Origin of the sequence: Pseudomonas sp. SJZ103, assembly GCF_007828335.1 — a bacterium.
GTDB lineage: Bacteria > Pseudomonadota > Gammaproteobacteria > Pseudomonadales > Pseudomonadaceae > Aquipseudomonas.
The window spans coordinates 286,828-301,339 of sequence record NZ_VIUN01000006.1 but is presented as its reverse complement, the minus strand read 5'-3'; the positions used below and the strand labels follow the sequence as shown (position 1 = coordinate 301,339).

Annotated in this window: 12 protein-coding genes, 1 tRNA gene and 1 pseudogene; 4 read left to right on the top strand and 10 right to left on the bottom strand. The window is 51.3% G+C overall.

Going from position 1 to position 14,512, the window contains the following annotated elements; all coding sequences use genetic code 11:
* Window positions 1-71 precede the first annotated feature (71 nt).
* Complete coding sequence (locus FBY10_RS16320) at window positions 72-797, top strand: amidotransferase (protein ID WP_145337041.1); 726 nt, start codon at window positions 72-74, stop codon at window positions 795-797.
* Here FBY10_RS16320 and FBY10_RS16315 read toward each other — a convergent pair.
* The 3 genes from FBY10_RS16315 to FBY10_RS16305 all read right to left on the bottom strand — a co-directional run bounded on the left by FBY10_RS16315 (window position 794) and on the right by FBY10_RS16305 (window position 3,532).
* Complete coding sequence (locus FBY10_RS16315) at window positions 794-1,765, bottom strand: magnesium and cobalt transport protein CorA (protein WP_145337040.1); 972 nt, start codon at window positions 1,763-1,765, stop codon at window positions 794-796. The genes FBY10_RS16320 and FBY10_RS16315 overlap by 4 nt on opposite strands.
* 139 nt (window positions 1,766-1,904) lie before the next feature.
* Window positions 1,905-2,627, bottom strand: coding sequence for a 1-acyl-sn-glycerol-3-phosphate acyltransferase (locus tag FBY10_RS16310; RefSeq protein ID WP_145337039.1), 723 nt, complete (start codon window positions 2,625-2,627; stop codon window positions 1,905-1,907).
* A gap of 212 nt (window positions 2,628-2,839) precedes the next feature.
* Window positions 2,840-3,532 carry a crotonase/enoyl-CoA hydratase family protein gene (locus FBY10_RS16305; RefSeq protein ID WP_131699716.1) on the bottom strand — a complete coding sequence of 231 codons (693 nt, stop codon included), beginning with the start codon at window positions 3,530-3,532 and terminating at the stop codon, window positions 2,840-2,842.
* A 336-nt stretch (window positions 3,533-3,868) separates the two neighbouring features.
* Here FBY10_RS16305 and FBY10_RS16300 point away from each other — a divergent pair.
* Together FBY10_RS16300 and FBY10_RS16295 are read left to right on the top strand one after the other, a co-directional pair.
* Window positions 3,869-3,958, top strand: a tRNA-Ser gene (locus FBY10_RS16300).
* A gap of 430 nt (window positions 3,959-4,388) precedes the next feature.
* Complete coding sequence (locus FBY10_RS16295) at window positions 4,389-5,972, top strand: DUF262 domain-containing protein (RefSeq protein WP_145337038.1); 1,584 nt, start codon at window positions 4,389-4,391, stop codon at window positions 5,970-5,972.
* A 76-nt stretch (window positions 5,973-6,048) separates the two neighbouring features.
* On the opposite strand, the gene FBY10_RS16290 is transcribed toward FBY10_RS16295, so the two are convergent.
* Window positions 6,049-7,017 carry a tyrosine-type recombinase/integrase gene (locus FBY10_RS16290; protein ID WP_371920975.1) on the bottom strand — a complete coding sequence of 323 codons (969 nt, stop codon included), beginning with the start codon at window positions 7,015-7,017 and terminating at the stop codon, window positions 6,049-6,051.
* 74 nt (window positions 7,018-7,091) lie between these two features.
* Here FBY10_RS16290 and FBY10_RS16285 point away from each other — a divergent pair.
* A pseudogene (locus tag FBY10_RS16285) lies at window positions 7,092-7,370 on the top strand (hypothetical protein); the annotation flags it as partial.
* Window positions 7,371-7,487: 117 nt separating this feature from the next.
* On the opposite strand, the gene FBY10_RS16280 reads toward FBY10_RS16285, so the two are convergent.
* The 6 genes from FBY10_RS16280 to FBY10_RS16255 form a co-directional block, all read right to left on the bottom strand.
* Window positions 7,488-9,923 carry an SEC-C metal-binding domain-containing protein gene (locus FBY10_RS16280; RefSeq protein WP_145337037.1) on the bottom strand — a complete coding sequence of 812 codons (2,436 nt, stop codon included), beginning with the start codon at window positions 9,921-9,923 and terminating at the stop codon, window positions 7,488-7,490.
* Window positions 9,924-11,169: 1,246 nt separating this feature from the next.
* Window positions 11,170-11,439: a short-chain dehydrogenase gene (locus FBY10_RS16275; protein ID WP_065924801.1), complete on the bottom strand. Its 270-nt coding sequence runs from the start codon at window positions 11,437-11,439 to the stop codon at window positions 11,170-11,172.
* Between the two features lie 527 nt (window positions 11,440-11,966).
* Window positions 11,967-13,007, bottom strand: a complete 1,041-nt coding sequence (locus tag FBY10_RS16270; protein ID WP_145337036.1) for a DMT family transporter — start codon at window positions 13,005-13,007, stop codon at window positions 11,967-11,969.
* Between the two features lie 62 nt (window positions 13,008-13,069).
* Complete coding sequence (locus FBY10_RS16265) at window positions 13,070-13,405, bottom strand: hypothetical protein (RefSeq protein WP_131699711.1); 336 nt, start codon at window positions 13,403-13,405, stop codon at window positions 13,070-13,072.
* 91 nt (window positions 13,406-13,496) lie between these two features.
* Window positions 13,497-14,075 (bottom strand): DUF4337 domain-containing protein, encoded by a 579-nt coding sequence (locus FBY10_RS16260; protein ID WP_145337035.1) that lies wholly within the window; start codon window positions 14,073-14,075, stop codon window positions 13,497-13,499.
* Between the two features lie 62 nt (window positions 14,076-14,137).
* On the bottom strand, window positions 14,138-14,503 hold the full coding sequence (locus FBY10_RS16255; RefSeq protein ID WP_131699709.1) for a DUF2784 domain-containing protein: 366 nt from the start codon (window positions 14,501-14,503) through the stop codon (window positions 14,138-14,140).
* Window positions 14,504-14,512: the final 9 nt, after the last annotated feature.

Genomic DNA, 14,512 nt, shown 5'->3' with positions numbered 1-14,512 from the left:
TGCCTTGTCAGGGTATTTCAAGGCAGGCTCTAGGGTGTGCATTATTCCCATCACCGTGTCAGGTATTTTTTATGTCGCTACGCGTCTGTATCCTGGAAACCGATATCCTGCGTCCAGGCTTGATCGATCAGTACCAAGGGTATGGGCAGATGTTCAAGCGCCTGTTCTCCAAGCAGCCGATTGCCGCCGAATTCGTTGTGTACAACGTGGTGCAGGGCGAATACCCGTCGGACGACGAAGTGTTCGATGCGTACCTGGTGACCGGCAGCAAGGCCGATTCCTTCGGCACCGACCCCTGGATCCAGACTCTCAAGACCTACCTGCTCCAACGCTATGAACGCGGCGACAAGTTGCTGGGCATCTGCTTCGGCCACCAATTGCTGGCCCTGCTGCTGGGCGGCAAGGCCGAGCGCGCGGGGCAGGGCTGGGGCATGGGCATTCACGACTACAAACTCGATGCCAAGGCACCGTGGATGAGCCCGGAAGTGCCAGAGCTGACGCTATTGATCAGCCATCAGGACCAGGTCACCACCTTGCCGGACAATGCCACGGTCATCGCCTCCAGCGAATTCTGCCCGTTCGCCGCCTACCATATCGGCGACCAAGTGCTGTGCTTCCAGGGGCATCCGGAATTTATCCATGACTATTCCCGCGAGTTGCTGGAGATTCTTCAGACAACCCTGGGTGAAAAAATCTACACAAACGGCGTAGCCAGCCTGGCGCGCGACCACCACGGCGTGACCGTGGCGGAATGGATGATGCGCTTCGTGGCGCACAAGCCTGACGCCCGGGTTTAAAGCCAGCCCGAGCGCTTGAAACTGGCCCACAAGCTCGTGCAACCGAACGCAATAAACCCGAGCACCGCAAAATAGCCGTAGTGCCATTGCAGCTCGGGCATGTTCTGGAAGTTCATCCCATAAATCCCCGCCACTGCGGTGGGGAACGCCAGGATCGCCGCCCATGCGGCAAACTTGCGCTGCACCACGCTCTGGCGCGAGGCCTCCAGCAATACACCGATCTCGATGGTCTGGCTGGCGATGTCGCGTAGGGTGGTGAGGTCTTCCATCTGCCGCGTCACGTGGATCTGCACATCGCGGAAATACGGGCGCATGTTCTTGTCGATGAACGGGAAGCTCAGCTTCTGCAGCTCCTGGCTGATCTCCACCATCGGTGCCACGTAACGCTTGAGCCGCAGCACATCGCGGCGCAGGCCATGGATCTTCTGTATATCGCGCTCGCTCAATGAGCTGCACAACACGTTGCGCTCCAGTTCATCGATCTCGGCGTGGATCGCCTCGCTGACCGGCTGGTAGTTTTCGGTGACGAAATCCAACAGGGCATACAGTACGAAATCTTCCCCATGCTCCAGCAACAGCGGGCGCGCCTCACAACGCTGGCGGACAAAGCCGTAGGACGCCGAGTGACCATTGCGTGCGGTGATGATGTAGCCGTTGCCGGCGAAGATATGGGTCTCGATAAACTCCAGCTTGCCGTTCTCGCGCACCGGTGAATAGGTGACGATAAACAACGCATCACCGAAGGTTTCCAGCTTGGGGCGACTGTGTTTTTCCAGGGCGTCTTCGATGGCCAACTCATGCAGGTTGAACTGGCGTTGCAGATTGGCCAGCTCCTGGGCGTCGGGCTCTTCCAGGCCGATCCACACAAAGTGCCCGGGTTTGGCGGCCCAGGCCGCGCCTTCGTCGAGGGTGATATCAGTGACTTTCTTTCCGGCGCTGTACACGGCGGCCGCAACAACTCTACCCATGGTGCTGATCACTTCTTATTAGGAGGACAGGTGTTGGGCAGCTTAGCTTGAATGACGTTCCGTTGCGGCGTTTGCAGGTGCTCGCTTTTTGTGACGAGCAAGCTTGTTTGCGATGGGGGCCAAGCCCCCCATAAGGGGTTCAGGCGGATTGCACTTCGCGATCCATCGCTGCAATGCACTCATCCATCTGCGCCTGACAGGTCTGCATCAACTGCGGGATGTCATCCGAAGTCAGGCCCACAGTAGGAATCGGCGGCAACGAGCGTATGAGCACATCACCACTGTTCCAGCGATTGAGCCGCATATGGGTGACGTAATTGCTGACACACACCTGCACGATGGGCACGCCAGCGGCGATGGCCATATGAAACGCGCCTTTCTTGAACGGCAACAGGCCTTTGCCCAAGTTGCGCGTGCCTTCCGGAAACACCCAGATCGACGTGTCCTGATGCTGCAACGTATGAGTGGTGGTGAGCATCGCGCGACGTGCCTTGTGCGCATTGCCGCGGTCGATCAGCACATTGCCCGCCAGCCAGAACAACTGGCCGAACAGCGGTACCCATTTCAGGCTCTTTTTGGCGATACACACGGTGCGATGGGGCACCACGGTGCCCAGCACAAACAGGTCATAGTTGGACTGGTGGTTAGCGATGATCACGCACGTGCCGGGCTTGTTGCGCAGGGAGTCGACATCGGTCTTCACCTTCAGCCCCAGAATCCACATGGCCGGCAGCGCATAGAGGCGCGCGCATAAACGACTGTTGTCCGGGTTGAACGGTCGGCAGGCCCCGAGCAGAACGCCCAGTACACCGGCGACCATAAAGTGCAGGCCCATCAACAGCATACGTAACAGAAAAAGCATCGACACGGCCCATCGTGACAAAAGGTGGCGCAGTGTACGGATGTGCACTGTATTCGGCAATTGCCCCTAAAGAGGTAGGAGATGGGCGATGTTTAAGCACATGTTTCAACATGTACCGACATAGGCAGGCTAGAGCGGCTAAAGATGTTTCGGATTCATGTGTAAGAAAAAGCCCGACGCAAGGTCGGGCTCTGATGTTTCGGTTGTAGGGCTTAACTCAGGATATGGCCCTGATCCTGGATGATTGCTTCATCCAACGCCTCCAGCAGCGCCTTACGCACCTTCAGCTTGGTGTGCTTATGCGCATTCATATTCAGTTTCTTCAACTGACGTGCCGCTTCCAGCGCCGCCGCCTGCAGCTCTTCAGGTGCCACCACCTTGTCGAGGAAGCCGGCCTGCAACGCGCCTTGCGGGTCAAACATCTCGGCATTGATCACCGACCGATGAAACGCCGATTTACGCAGACGGTCCCGCGCCAATTCGATACCGGCGTGGTGCATGGTCATACCGATCGCCACCTCATTCAGGCCAATGCTGAACGGGCCTTCCACCCCAATCCGATAATCTGCCGACAACAACAGGAACGCACCCTTGGCCACCGCATGCCCAGGGCACGCCACAATCACCGGGAACGGGTGCGACAACAGGCGACGCGCCAACGTCGAACCCGACGTCACCAGGCCGATGGCTTCTTTAGGGCCGGCCGTCATCACCTTCAAGTCATACCCACCCGACAGAATCCCCGGCGTGCCGGTGATCACCACCACCGCCCGATCTTTCTCGGCCTGGTCCAGCGCTGTATTGAACGCACTGACCACATCCGGAGAAATGGCATTCACCTTGCCGTTGCTCAGGGTCAGGGTCGCGATACCGTCTTCGAGGTGGTAAGTAATCAACTCACTCATGACGCGGTTCCTTGTAGGATTTGTTATAGAGAGGCTGTTTATAGCGGCGCATGCGCAGACGTTACCCACCACGCCCGCCCCGGTAAAGCGCCGTGACTGACTGCCCAGTCAGACTTTCCCCGCAGAGTGAGCGCTGCAAGGCCTGAGGCAGGGCGCAACACCCGCCCCGGACGCAGGCCGCCCATGCCCAAGAATGGCAGAATCACCACCCCTTGCCGGGCGACTACCGGCATAGCCGTCTAACCGCATGAAAATTCTGAAAAAAACCTTTGCCATCAGAAAGGCTTTCGACTACATTAGCGCGCCTCGACAGACTGAACTGGTTTGACGAGATACGGTGAAGTGTCCGAGTGGCTTAAGGAGCACGCCTGGAAAGTGTGTATACAAGAAATTGTATCGAGAGTTCGAATCTCTCCTTCACCGCCACATTCTGAAAACGCAAACCCCTGATTTTCCTAGAGAAAGTCGGGGGTTTGTGGTTTTTGGCGTCTGAAAAATGGTCATATGGGACTGATATGGGACTGGTGCACTGAGTTGGTGCGGAGAAAGGAAGCGGCGTTGAGCCTGTATTAGGCTATTTGATCAGCCTTCCTCAAGCGGCTTTCGGGATGTGCCGAGTGAGCGCTCAGAAAATGTCGTGCTGCTGAATCCGATCTAGGTGATAGATGTCTTTACTACGATCAAGTGTTGATACCCCGCTTAAAGATCCGGACAGGGCAACGTGCCGAAGAGATTTTCCTCTATAAATCTGGGGAGGCTAATTCTTAGCAACAACAGGATGATACGGAGAGCTGGATTCTGTAGAAAGAAGTCGAGTACATTGGCATCATCTAAAATGCGAGTAGGGAAGAGTCGTATGGAGTATCAGCATTATTCAATTCGTAAAATTCTTGATGCGGTGGTGTCTGGAGAGATACGCATTCCCGCATTTCAGCGCGGCTTTGTTTGGGAAATGGACAGGGTCGCATATCTACTTGATAGCGTTTACAAAGGTTATCCCTTTGGCTCGTTGCTTTTTTGGCGTACTAAGCAACAGCTCACGACAGAGCGAAACCTAGGCACGTTTACGCTGCCTGAACCCCATGCAGACTATCCAATTGATTATGTTCTTGACGGCCAGCAACGACTAACTTCAATTTTTACAGTGTTTCAAACAGAGTTGGTTCCGGAAGATAATCCGGACTGGGCTGATATCTACTTCGATTTGCAAGCAACCGGTAACCCCCAGGATAGTGTTTTTATTGCCATTCAAGAAGATGATTGGGATAGGAATCGTTATTTTCCTATGAGCGTCCTATTTGATTCGGTGAAGTACCGCGCTAGTACTGCGCATTTGAATGAAGGGCAGATTGCTCAAGTTGATAAGCTGCAAGAAAAATTTAAAGAAATTTCCATACCAGTGCAAGTTTTAAAAAGCGAAGATCGGTCGATAGTAGCTATTGTATTCGAACGTATAAATCACCTTGGTGTTGCGTTAGATACTTTGCAATTATTGTCTGCCTGGACTTGGAGCGATGACTTTGACTTGTTGGAAAAATTTAAGGACTTGAGAGAGGAGTTGTCGGACTTTGGCTTTGCTGGTGTCGGAGATGACGCCGATCTGGTTCTCAGTTGTGTGGCTGGGATTTTGGCTGGTGAACCGGGTCCGGAAAAGTTGCTTGGACTAAATGGGAGCGAAGTAAGAGCGCAGTTCTCAACGGTCGAAAATGGAATTCGCGGTGCAATTGATTTCATGAGAACACAGCTTAAAATTTCTCACCTAAAGTTGTTGCCATATCCATCTATGCTCGTGCCTCTAGCTGTTTTCTTTGCAGAGCCTGATGGGAAAGAGGTTGTATATGGCGGGCAAACGTATCATGCATTGAAACGTTGGTTCTGGCGTACTTGCTTTTCTGGAAGATATACAAGCCAAACGAGAAAAACGACGATTCATGACATTGAGCAGATTGTGAAACTGAAGAATGGGCTTCCCAATACCTTTGATGGTATTGATAATAATGTCAGGGTGGAGTTTTTTCATAATACGTTTAGGGTGGGTGCAGCAGCAACTAAAACATTCGTGTTGTTACTTGCTAATAGGTCACCTAGGAGTCTTCTGTCAGGTAAGAATATTGATTTGGACAAGGTTCTTCAACGTTACAATAGGTCGGAATTTCATCATATTTATCCGCGTGCTTTTTTGCGAGATAGTGGCGTGCCGGAGCAACAGATTAATGTTTTGGGGAATTTCTGCTTTTTGAGCGCGGCAGAAAATAAAAGTATTGGTCGAAAACGTCCATCTGTTTATCTCGAGGATCTTGTTAATCACGACGTGCAAGAGCGTGCAGCAACTCTGGAATCGGCTTTTTGCTCTGCGAAGGAATTTGATGATAATTATGAGGTTTTTTTAAATGAAAGATGCGCTCGATTGGTCGCGTACGCAAAAGAGTTAACTGCTTAAAGAGTTTTCGCTTGAATACTGTTATGTAATCCCCCTCCGCACCTTGACCAGGTGCAGGGGGCTTTGTATTTATTTACTACAGTTTTAGTGCTAACTGCAGCATTCCGACTACGTCTGGCCCATCCTCATTGATCCACGTTCCGTAATGCTGACGGATCGTGTTCCCGTTGGTATGTCCCATCTGTTCTGCAATCCAGTCGATCGACGCTATCCCTGTGGTCAGCAACTGGCTGGCGTACGTGTGCCGGCACTGACCAGGTCCACGATATCGAACCCCGGCCGCGAGCAAATGAGCCTTGAAAAACCTGTCCCGCACCACGAAGTCGCTGACGTGCGGCAGGCAGCTTTTCGTATTCAGGAAAACAAAGTGCAGCTTATGTTGCCGCACGGTTTTGTTGTCCCGCTCAACAATATCAACGGTTTCTGCCTTCTTTTTTCTATTCAACGCATCGATCTTCCGCAACGCATCCCAAGCGGGGGCGAGCAGGCGAACCTTGCGCGTTGATCGACGAGTTTTCGTCACCCGATAAGCCCCGCGTACCTTGGACCTGCGGAAGGTCACCGTACCTTGCCCCAGGTCTACATCTTCCCAAGCCAGGGCGATGGTCTCGGATAATCGGGGGCCGGCCCATATCATGAACTGAACCATTAACAGCTCTTGTGTACGGCTGGTGTGGGTTTCCAGGATCTGTTTGATTTCCGCTCGGGTGAACGGGTCCGGCGCCTCGGGATCTGGTAGCCGCACCATCAAACCCTCGGTTGGGTCGTGCGCTACTTTCATCCTGGTGCGATAGAGCCTAAACACCTGGCGCACGTTGCTGATGATGTCGCGGATGGTCTTGTTTTTGAGCGTTTTCGAGAGGGTTCCTTGTATCCACTCCTGCAGGTCCAGGTGGTCGATGTTGTTGATTTGAACTTTCCCCCAGCGCGGCCGTACGTGGACTTCTGTCTTGTTGGCGTAGCCCCGATAGCTCGACGCGGCAACACTGTTGGCTTTGATTTTTAACCACAAGTCCAGGTAGTGGCCGAATGTGTTTTCCACCAACTTAACGGAGTTGGGGAAGTGCCGTGCGTAATCGAACGTGCCGGTCTGGATTTCGTATTCAATGATGTCGGCCGACCGGGCGGGATTTGAACCTGATGGTGGGGCAAAGGCATAACGCCACGGTGGGTGGTGATATGGAGGAAAGGATTCAGGGGATGCGCGAGAGCGTGGCAGCGGTCAGCCAACGACTGCAGGCGCCCATGACATGGTTTGGGTCGGAAGATGTAAACGTATTAAAAATACTATGCGATTTATTGATATTGGTAGAGAAAATGAACACTAAAATTGCGTTGCATAAACATGGTGCTACGAGTTTTCCAGATAATGCCATATCTTTTGAGGAGGGGGCTTGAGAAGCTGTCAGTATGAATTTGCTGCTTAATAAGGTTACTCTGCAAGTGTAGCATTGTTCAGATTTTTTTATGCAAGGGGCGCTTATATAGCGCCCCTTTGACATGATGCGGTAGTTATTATTTGGTATTTAAACAACAGTGTTTGTATTTCTTCATGCTAAGGCAAGGACAAGGTTCATTTCTGCCGATCTTTTTGCCTTCCTTCAGGGCTTTTGCGATGCGTTTTTCACGTAAATTGTTAGCGACTAGCCTCAAGGGCTCGATTTTTTCTTCGGGGATTTTATCTGCAGCTAACTCTTCCCAGTATATGTCTTCTAAGATTGCGTCTTTGCTGTACTGAGTAATGAGTAGGCTTCGAGTGGGTTCCTTTGTAATTAGCATAACTGCTTGGGCGTGATCTATTGCGGAGCTAATTGTTTTGGGAGTTATTCTTTCCTTAATAGGATATACGGTGAGATTGGTCTCTCCATAGTTGGAGATAGGCTTTAAATCGTCAAAATCACAAGCGAGCTGTTCATTCAGTGCGTGGAAAATTCTGTTTCTTTCTTCAATGGAAATATCTAAGAGATATGTCGAGGCGTCTGAAGGTGTTCCATTAGTGGTTTTGGATATTTTTAATATTGTTTCAGTGAGCCTTGGAGGTGTTTTTGCTATGAGAAGGTTAGGCGTGGATTTATCTAGCAGAAGCTCGGAAAAATAGACGTCTATGTCCGATCTATAACCGTTAAAGCGCAGGCGCGCTCCGGTTCCAGCTGTTTTTTTAATTGCGTAAGATGTGTAGCCGTTGTGTACAATGTAAAGTCCTAGGTGATCTAGTTCATCGTCAAGCTCTAGTGTTTTTTCTTTTGAAGCTAACATGCGCTTTTCTAAGTAGTGTAAAAAGAAAAGTGGGTCGGTAAAAATGTCAGCGTATACTTGTAAGTCATCAATCGATAGGGACCATGAGAATGCGTCTCCAATATCTATTCCAAGCTTTTCCAGATTTTGTGTTTGTGCGGCCAGCTCCGTAAAAGGGTCAAGAGTTATAGCGCAAATAATTTTATTTTTAAAGTTGCTTGATTTTAGTTTTAGTACTTCTTGTTTTTTGTTGTTGTAGATGGTTGCTTCATCTTGCGAGTTTAGGAAATCTAGGAATCTCGCTCCTTGGTTTATGGGGTTTTGGATTAAGGTCTTTAGTGAGTTTGTGAAAGCAATAAAGTCATCTGTGGGTGAGGTGTAGGTAAAAGATGCCGCTTTTATCTCTAAGATTAATAAAGTGTCGCCGTATATGAATAGGCCGTCAGTTTCACAGGTCTTTTGTTTTCCATTAGTTGCATCTATTACGGTGTAGTATGCCTCCTTTATTATGGTTGCATTAGGGAGCATCATCGATAAGTAATCTATGGGTAATTGCTCAGATGTAACGTTTCGGATTTTTATCCAGGCCTGCTTATTTTTTTCCGTAGTCGCAAAGACTAACTTCTCAAGTTGTCGGTAAATTTTATCAAATAGACTGTGCAGATCGAAGCAGTAATATGAGTCTTCAAATTTTATGAATGGTCTTTTGAACGTTGGCCATATGCGTAAGGGCCAACCTTTGAATTCTCCTTCAGATTGAAAGTCTTGATCCTCTCCGGGGTACCAAGACAATTTGTCTAGAAATGAATTTGGAAGTTTGGTGATTTTTTTTAAGTCAAATAGTCCCATTCCGAACATTTTGTCGAATGCGTTTGCATGTACCTCGCTTGAGCCATTTTTTTGTAAAAATAATTCGTATGCTTGAGGTGGGGCGGTGTCAGGGTATTCTTTAAAGTATTCACCTTTCATGAATTCAACAAAAGCCAATCTTGCATCATCTAAAACCTTGAAAGCATCATGCATTCCATGGGTTTGGGTATACATTATTTTATTGAATTCATTAATTATAAATTCTGACGATATGCCGAATGTTGATTCGATTAATTCTGTTTGTGGCAGGATCAAATTTTCGAGTGCTTTAAGCTGGTGGTAAAAAAAACGCTCGCCTCGAACGTTACACCAATACATTTGCGCTTTGAATCTAAATTCCTCTACATTACTATCATGCAGTGGATCATTTAATGCGTTCAGTAGGCTGGCGCCAATTTGGTAACGGCCATTTACTAAGTCGAAAAGGTTCTCTACAAGGGTTGACAGCTTTTCCCAGTCTTCTTCTGAGACTTCTTCCTTGTTTTTTCCTTGTGGAGTAGAGGCTATTATGCTTTGTATATAATCCACCATCCGTAAAGAATGAGTTTGCTCTTTTTTTATGTCAGCCTCAGCTTGAACTCCTCTCATGGAAATGAATAGTTTCATCCAAGAAGTCTGTAAAAGCTGGATTGGAGGCAGTGTTTTAACTATGCTTGATATTTCAGTTACTAGTTTATTTATTTTTTCGATAGTTTCGGGGTGCTGTTTTATAATGCTTGCCTTGAGTTTTTCGTGTTTGTGTGCATCAAACTTTGATTCGTATATAACGTCCTTCCCAAAGCGTGCAATTGACATTGGGCCGTTGGAGTAGAATTCGTCCGGTTTTACTTTTTTTTGTTTTTTCATTTTAAAACCGCCAGTTGAATATTTGTAAGATTTTGGCTTTGCTGCGAAGTTTGAATATATTTTCGTCTATATGTGTTCATCATTTCTTCCTTGAGGTGTTTTCACCCAAATGCGGTGTGTGAGAAGTTCAAGTTTCTTAGCATTTACTATGAGATAAAACTCAGATAACCCGATTTTATCCATCCAGTAGTTAAATGCTAGTTAGAAACAAAAATTGCTGCTGAAAAGCACTTATCCCACTCCCACCGACGGGCTTTGTGTCCGTTTTTTGTGCAAACGGCTAGTGGGTGCAAACGAGGCTCCCACCCAAGCCCGCTGCGGGGTCTGCGGGATGTTTCGCAATTGCACAGAGTGCAAGGCTTTTCAAAAAAGTGCAGTGGCTTTGCACATGCGTCAGGGGGCGGCAGGGGAGTGGTCACTTAGACGAGGTGCCCGGTTTACGGGGGCTATGGTTGTGAAAACCTGCTGCAGGTGGTGTTTTCGTTTTCGGAACCGCTCATATCAGGGGCCTACCAGCCGCTGTCGAGCCTTACGTAAAAACGACTGTGAGGCCCAGCCTGTAAGGGTTTCCGGCATTCTGAGACATTGCACAGCATCGCCATCAATTTCCGGTTGTCAGTACCCGTCAAGAGCGTGTGGAAAAAAACGCCAAGAAGGTTAGCGCATGGCTATTTTTCAGGCGAGGGGTGGGAAAAGGGTAATTTTAGTAATCGGTAGGTCAGAACGGGCTGTAGCCCTTACAGGACGGGGCTTTCAGCCATTACCTTGGAGGGTAATATAAGGTAACGAGAGAGGTAATATTTTATTCAAGTCTCCATTTTACTGGGTTTGGCGGCTCACTGACATTACTAGCACTGAACGTAATTTTCTAACCATTTACTTACCTTATTATTACCTCTATAAAACCATATCAACTACCTGATTTTATTAGGCTTTATCCGATTTCCCGTAGCTCATTACCAAAACTACCTTTTTCCCATGCCTCAACATAAATCGTTCAAACCGTCTGTTGTGACCGTTTTCTGCAACCTGATGCATTTAAGCCATGGGACTGCCATGGGACAGATCCTGCGTGCACCACCGGGCTGCAGCTCTTATAAACCGGAGGCCTTGGTTCCAAAAAACGAGAACGGGTACTTTCGAATCTCTCCTTCACCGCCAAATTCGATGTAAACAAAACCCCTGGTTTCGAGAGAACCCAGGGGTTTTGTGTTTTCTAGGGTTTGAAACACTAACCTAATTCAAATCATTCGCTTGGTGTATCCATCCTTCGCCCTATGACGTCCAGCAAGTCACACCCGTCGCGTAACGGGATTGAGCACAGTAAGGCAAAATCGCTGAGTACGACCGCATCGCTATTTATTTCACCGCGCAGCGCAAGGTTCTCTAGGACCTGTGTCACGGCACGAAGTCGATAGGTCGCGGCGTCGAGGAGGATTTCCAGTGGTGCGGTTGTATCGACAAAAAGAGCAGGAGTGGCGCTATCGTTGCTGGTGAGGGCCATGTACTGGTTCATGAGTGACTCCATTAAGACAAATATAAAAACAACGAAGCCTTTTCACGCTAAACCGTTAACGGGAATAGCGTGGACAATGACCTCGTCTACGTTCCGTCTTGATTGTCCTCGAGTCGCCAAACCCGGTCGCCATATCAGCGACCGAGGGACTATAGGCTGGGCGGTTTTGAAGTGGGAGAGTGGCGCTTCTGAGAGCTTTGTAGGAAGTTGCTCAAATCTATTGCTGCTGTGCAATACATCTCTTATCAAACTTAAAATAACTTACTGATTTTTAAGATTTAATATTTCACCCTAAAGTCTTGAGCCTTGCATAAGCAATTTCGGGCGACCGCATTCCTGTGGCGAGCGGGCTTGTCCCGCGTTGGGCTGCGCAGCAGCCCCAAAACCAGGCGCAGAGGAGTGCCTGATACACCTCATTCGTCTTCATCAGGGGCGCTTCGCACCCCAGCGCGGGGCAAGCCCGCTCGCCACAGAGGTCCCAGTTTGCTGCGCGACAGCGCTACGTCGAAGAGGTAGTGGGGCCTCCCTCAATGCCTATGCCGATGATGCACATCCGGAAAGTGCGCATGGCTATGTTTCATCGCACTGTGCGTATGCACATGACTGTGCGGCACCTTCGGATCCCACTCAAACCCATGCTCATGTTGATGATGTTCATCATGCACATGCCGATGCCCGTGTTCCGTCGCGTCATGCTGATGTTCATGGGCATGCCGTTCCGTCAGGTGCAGCCAAACGCCCACGGCCATCAACGCCGATGCAATCCAGAAAGCCAGTGTCACTGACTCACCCAACATCAGCACCGCAATCGCCGCACCCAGGAACGGCGCGGTGGAAAAATAGGCTCCCGTGCGTGCACTGCCCAGTCCGCGCAGCGCCAGTACGAACATCACCAGGCTGATGCCATAGCCCAGAAAACCAACCAGCAAGATAGGCACCAGCTGCGCCATGCCCGGGATATGTGCCCCGAGATAAAGCGCCAACCCGCCATTTACCAGCCCTGCAATCAACCCCTTGGCCCCGGCGATAAACAGCGCGTCCGACGCAGACACTTTGCGCGTCAGGTTGTTATCGATTCCCCAGCACAGGCACGCCACGGTAACCGCCAGCGGCCCCGTCCAATCGTGGCTCGTGCCACCGCCGTCGGCCCCTGACAACACCACGCCGCCCAGCACGATGGCGATCATCCCCAGGACGATGCGACGGTCGGCGTTTTCCCTGAACACGACCCAGGCGATAACGGCGGTCAGCACCGATTCCAGGTTGAGCATCAGGGAGGCGGTTGTGCCGGCCGTGCGTGTCAGGCCGAACATCAACGCGACCGGCCCGAGGATGCCGCCGAATGCGATGGCGCCGAGCAGCCAGGGCCATTCCGATGGGGTCAGTCCGCTGGGTTTCCAGCCACGATCACGGATCAGGCGCAGGCCGGCGAGGCCGACGCCGCTGCCGAGGTAGAGCAGGCCGGCGAGCAGCACGGGCGAGAGGCCCAGGCCGAGGTTTTTAGCGAGCGGGGTGCTGGCGCCGAACAGCGCGGCGGCGGCGAGTGCGTAGAGGATACTGAGGTTCATGGGCCGTCCTCGAAAGGTCGGCCCATGATACGTCGCGGGCTCAGGTGAAAGCCCGGGCGATTTTACTGCGCGGTTTTCAGCTTGATCACATCACCGGAAATCTTGGTGGTGTAACCGCTCAGCACCCAGGCCCAGAACCAGTTTTCCTGCACTTGGGTGTTGATCAGCGCATCGCCGCCTTTTGCTTTGATGGCGGCATTCTGGGCGCGCACGAAACGGCTGTTCTGGCCGATCGGGATCACGCCGAACAACATGATGCCGGTGGCGCTGGCTTCACTGTGGCCCAGGACGGTGTATTGGCTGCTGTCGTATTGCGGGGATTTGATGGCGGTGCCGGTGCAGCCTGCAAGCGTGAAACCGAGAACTGCTGCTGCAACCACTTTACTGATGTACTTCACTGGGAAACTCCATGGACTAAAGCCCGAGATTCAATTCTCGGGGGCTGTACTTTAATCGCCCCGGCAAGGGATTGAAATCAATCTTCCCCCGTCAGATATGCAACCACGCCAGGCTACCTAACACCACCGCCACACCCGCCGCCGCATAGGACATGCGCTTCAACCATTCCCTTCTCGTCAACAACGTAATCGCCGCCAGCGAAATCGCGATCTGAATCGCGGTCATCGCCTGGGCCCAGCGATGGTGCTGGTGCAGGGCCTGCTCGGATTTTTCATCCCATTCCTTTGAGGTCGCCTCCAGTTTCTCCGCCTGCTTGCGTACCTCTTCCTTCTGGCTTTTGTAGCGCTCGATCTCATCCTTGTAATGCGCGGCATCCACACCGGGAATATGGGTCGCGAGTTCCGCCAGGTTCTGCCGGCTGGACTTGGCCTGGTAGTAGTTCCACTGGTTGGCGGCTTCGGTCTTGATGATGGCCGCGTTGTTCTTGTCCATCGCTGCCTCGCTCTCGGTTGAGCCGGCCTGGTAGCTGAGCATGGCGCCGAGGGTGGCCATCAGCGCGGTCATGACGGCGATGCGACTGGCGAAATTGTCCCCACGGCCGTGGGCATGTTCGGTGGTGTGTTCAAGGTGTTTTTCGTGAGGGCTGTGGACTTCGAAGGCTTCGGACATGAGGGCGCGCCGGTCAAGGAAAACGGACTGAGGGAGTCTGATTCTTCACCAGTGAAGCTGTCTCAAGCCTGTACGTAACGTCGGATCAAGCGCACATACACCGCAATATTGATCGCCAGCACCAACCCGCCCAAGCCCAGCTGGATCTGTGGCGTCAGCCCGGCCGGGTAGATCATCGTGAGGATGTAATGTTCGATAAACCCACCGCCATAACCGTCCTGCCCGGCGAGGTGGCGAAACAGGTTTTCCCAGCGGGTCAGCGGGCAGGGCAGGTGGAACACCTCGACCGCCACGCCCCACGCAGCGGCGGGCAGGTGCAGCCAGATAATCGGGCGCCATTTCAGCGCCAGCAGCCCACCAAACAGTACGAACAGGATGAAACACAGGTGGAACAGCACGAGGCTGTCTGCGGCTAGACGATAGAGCATGTTTGGTTT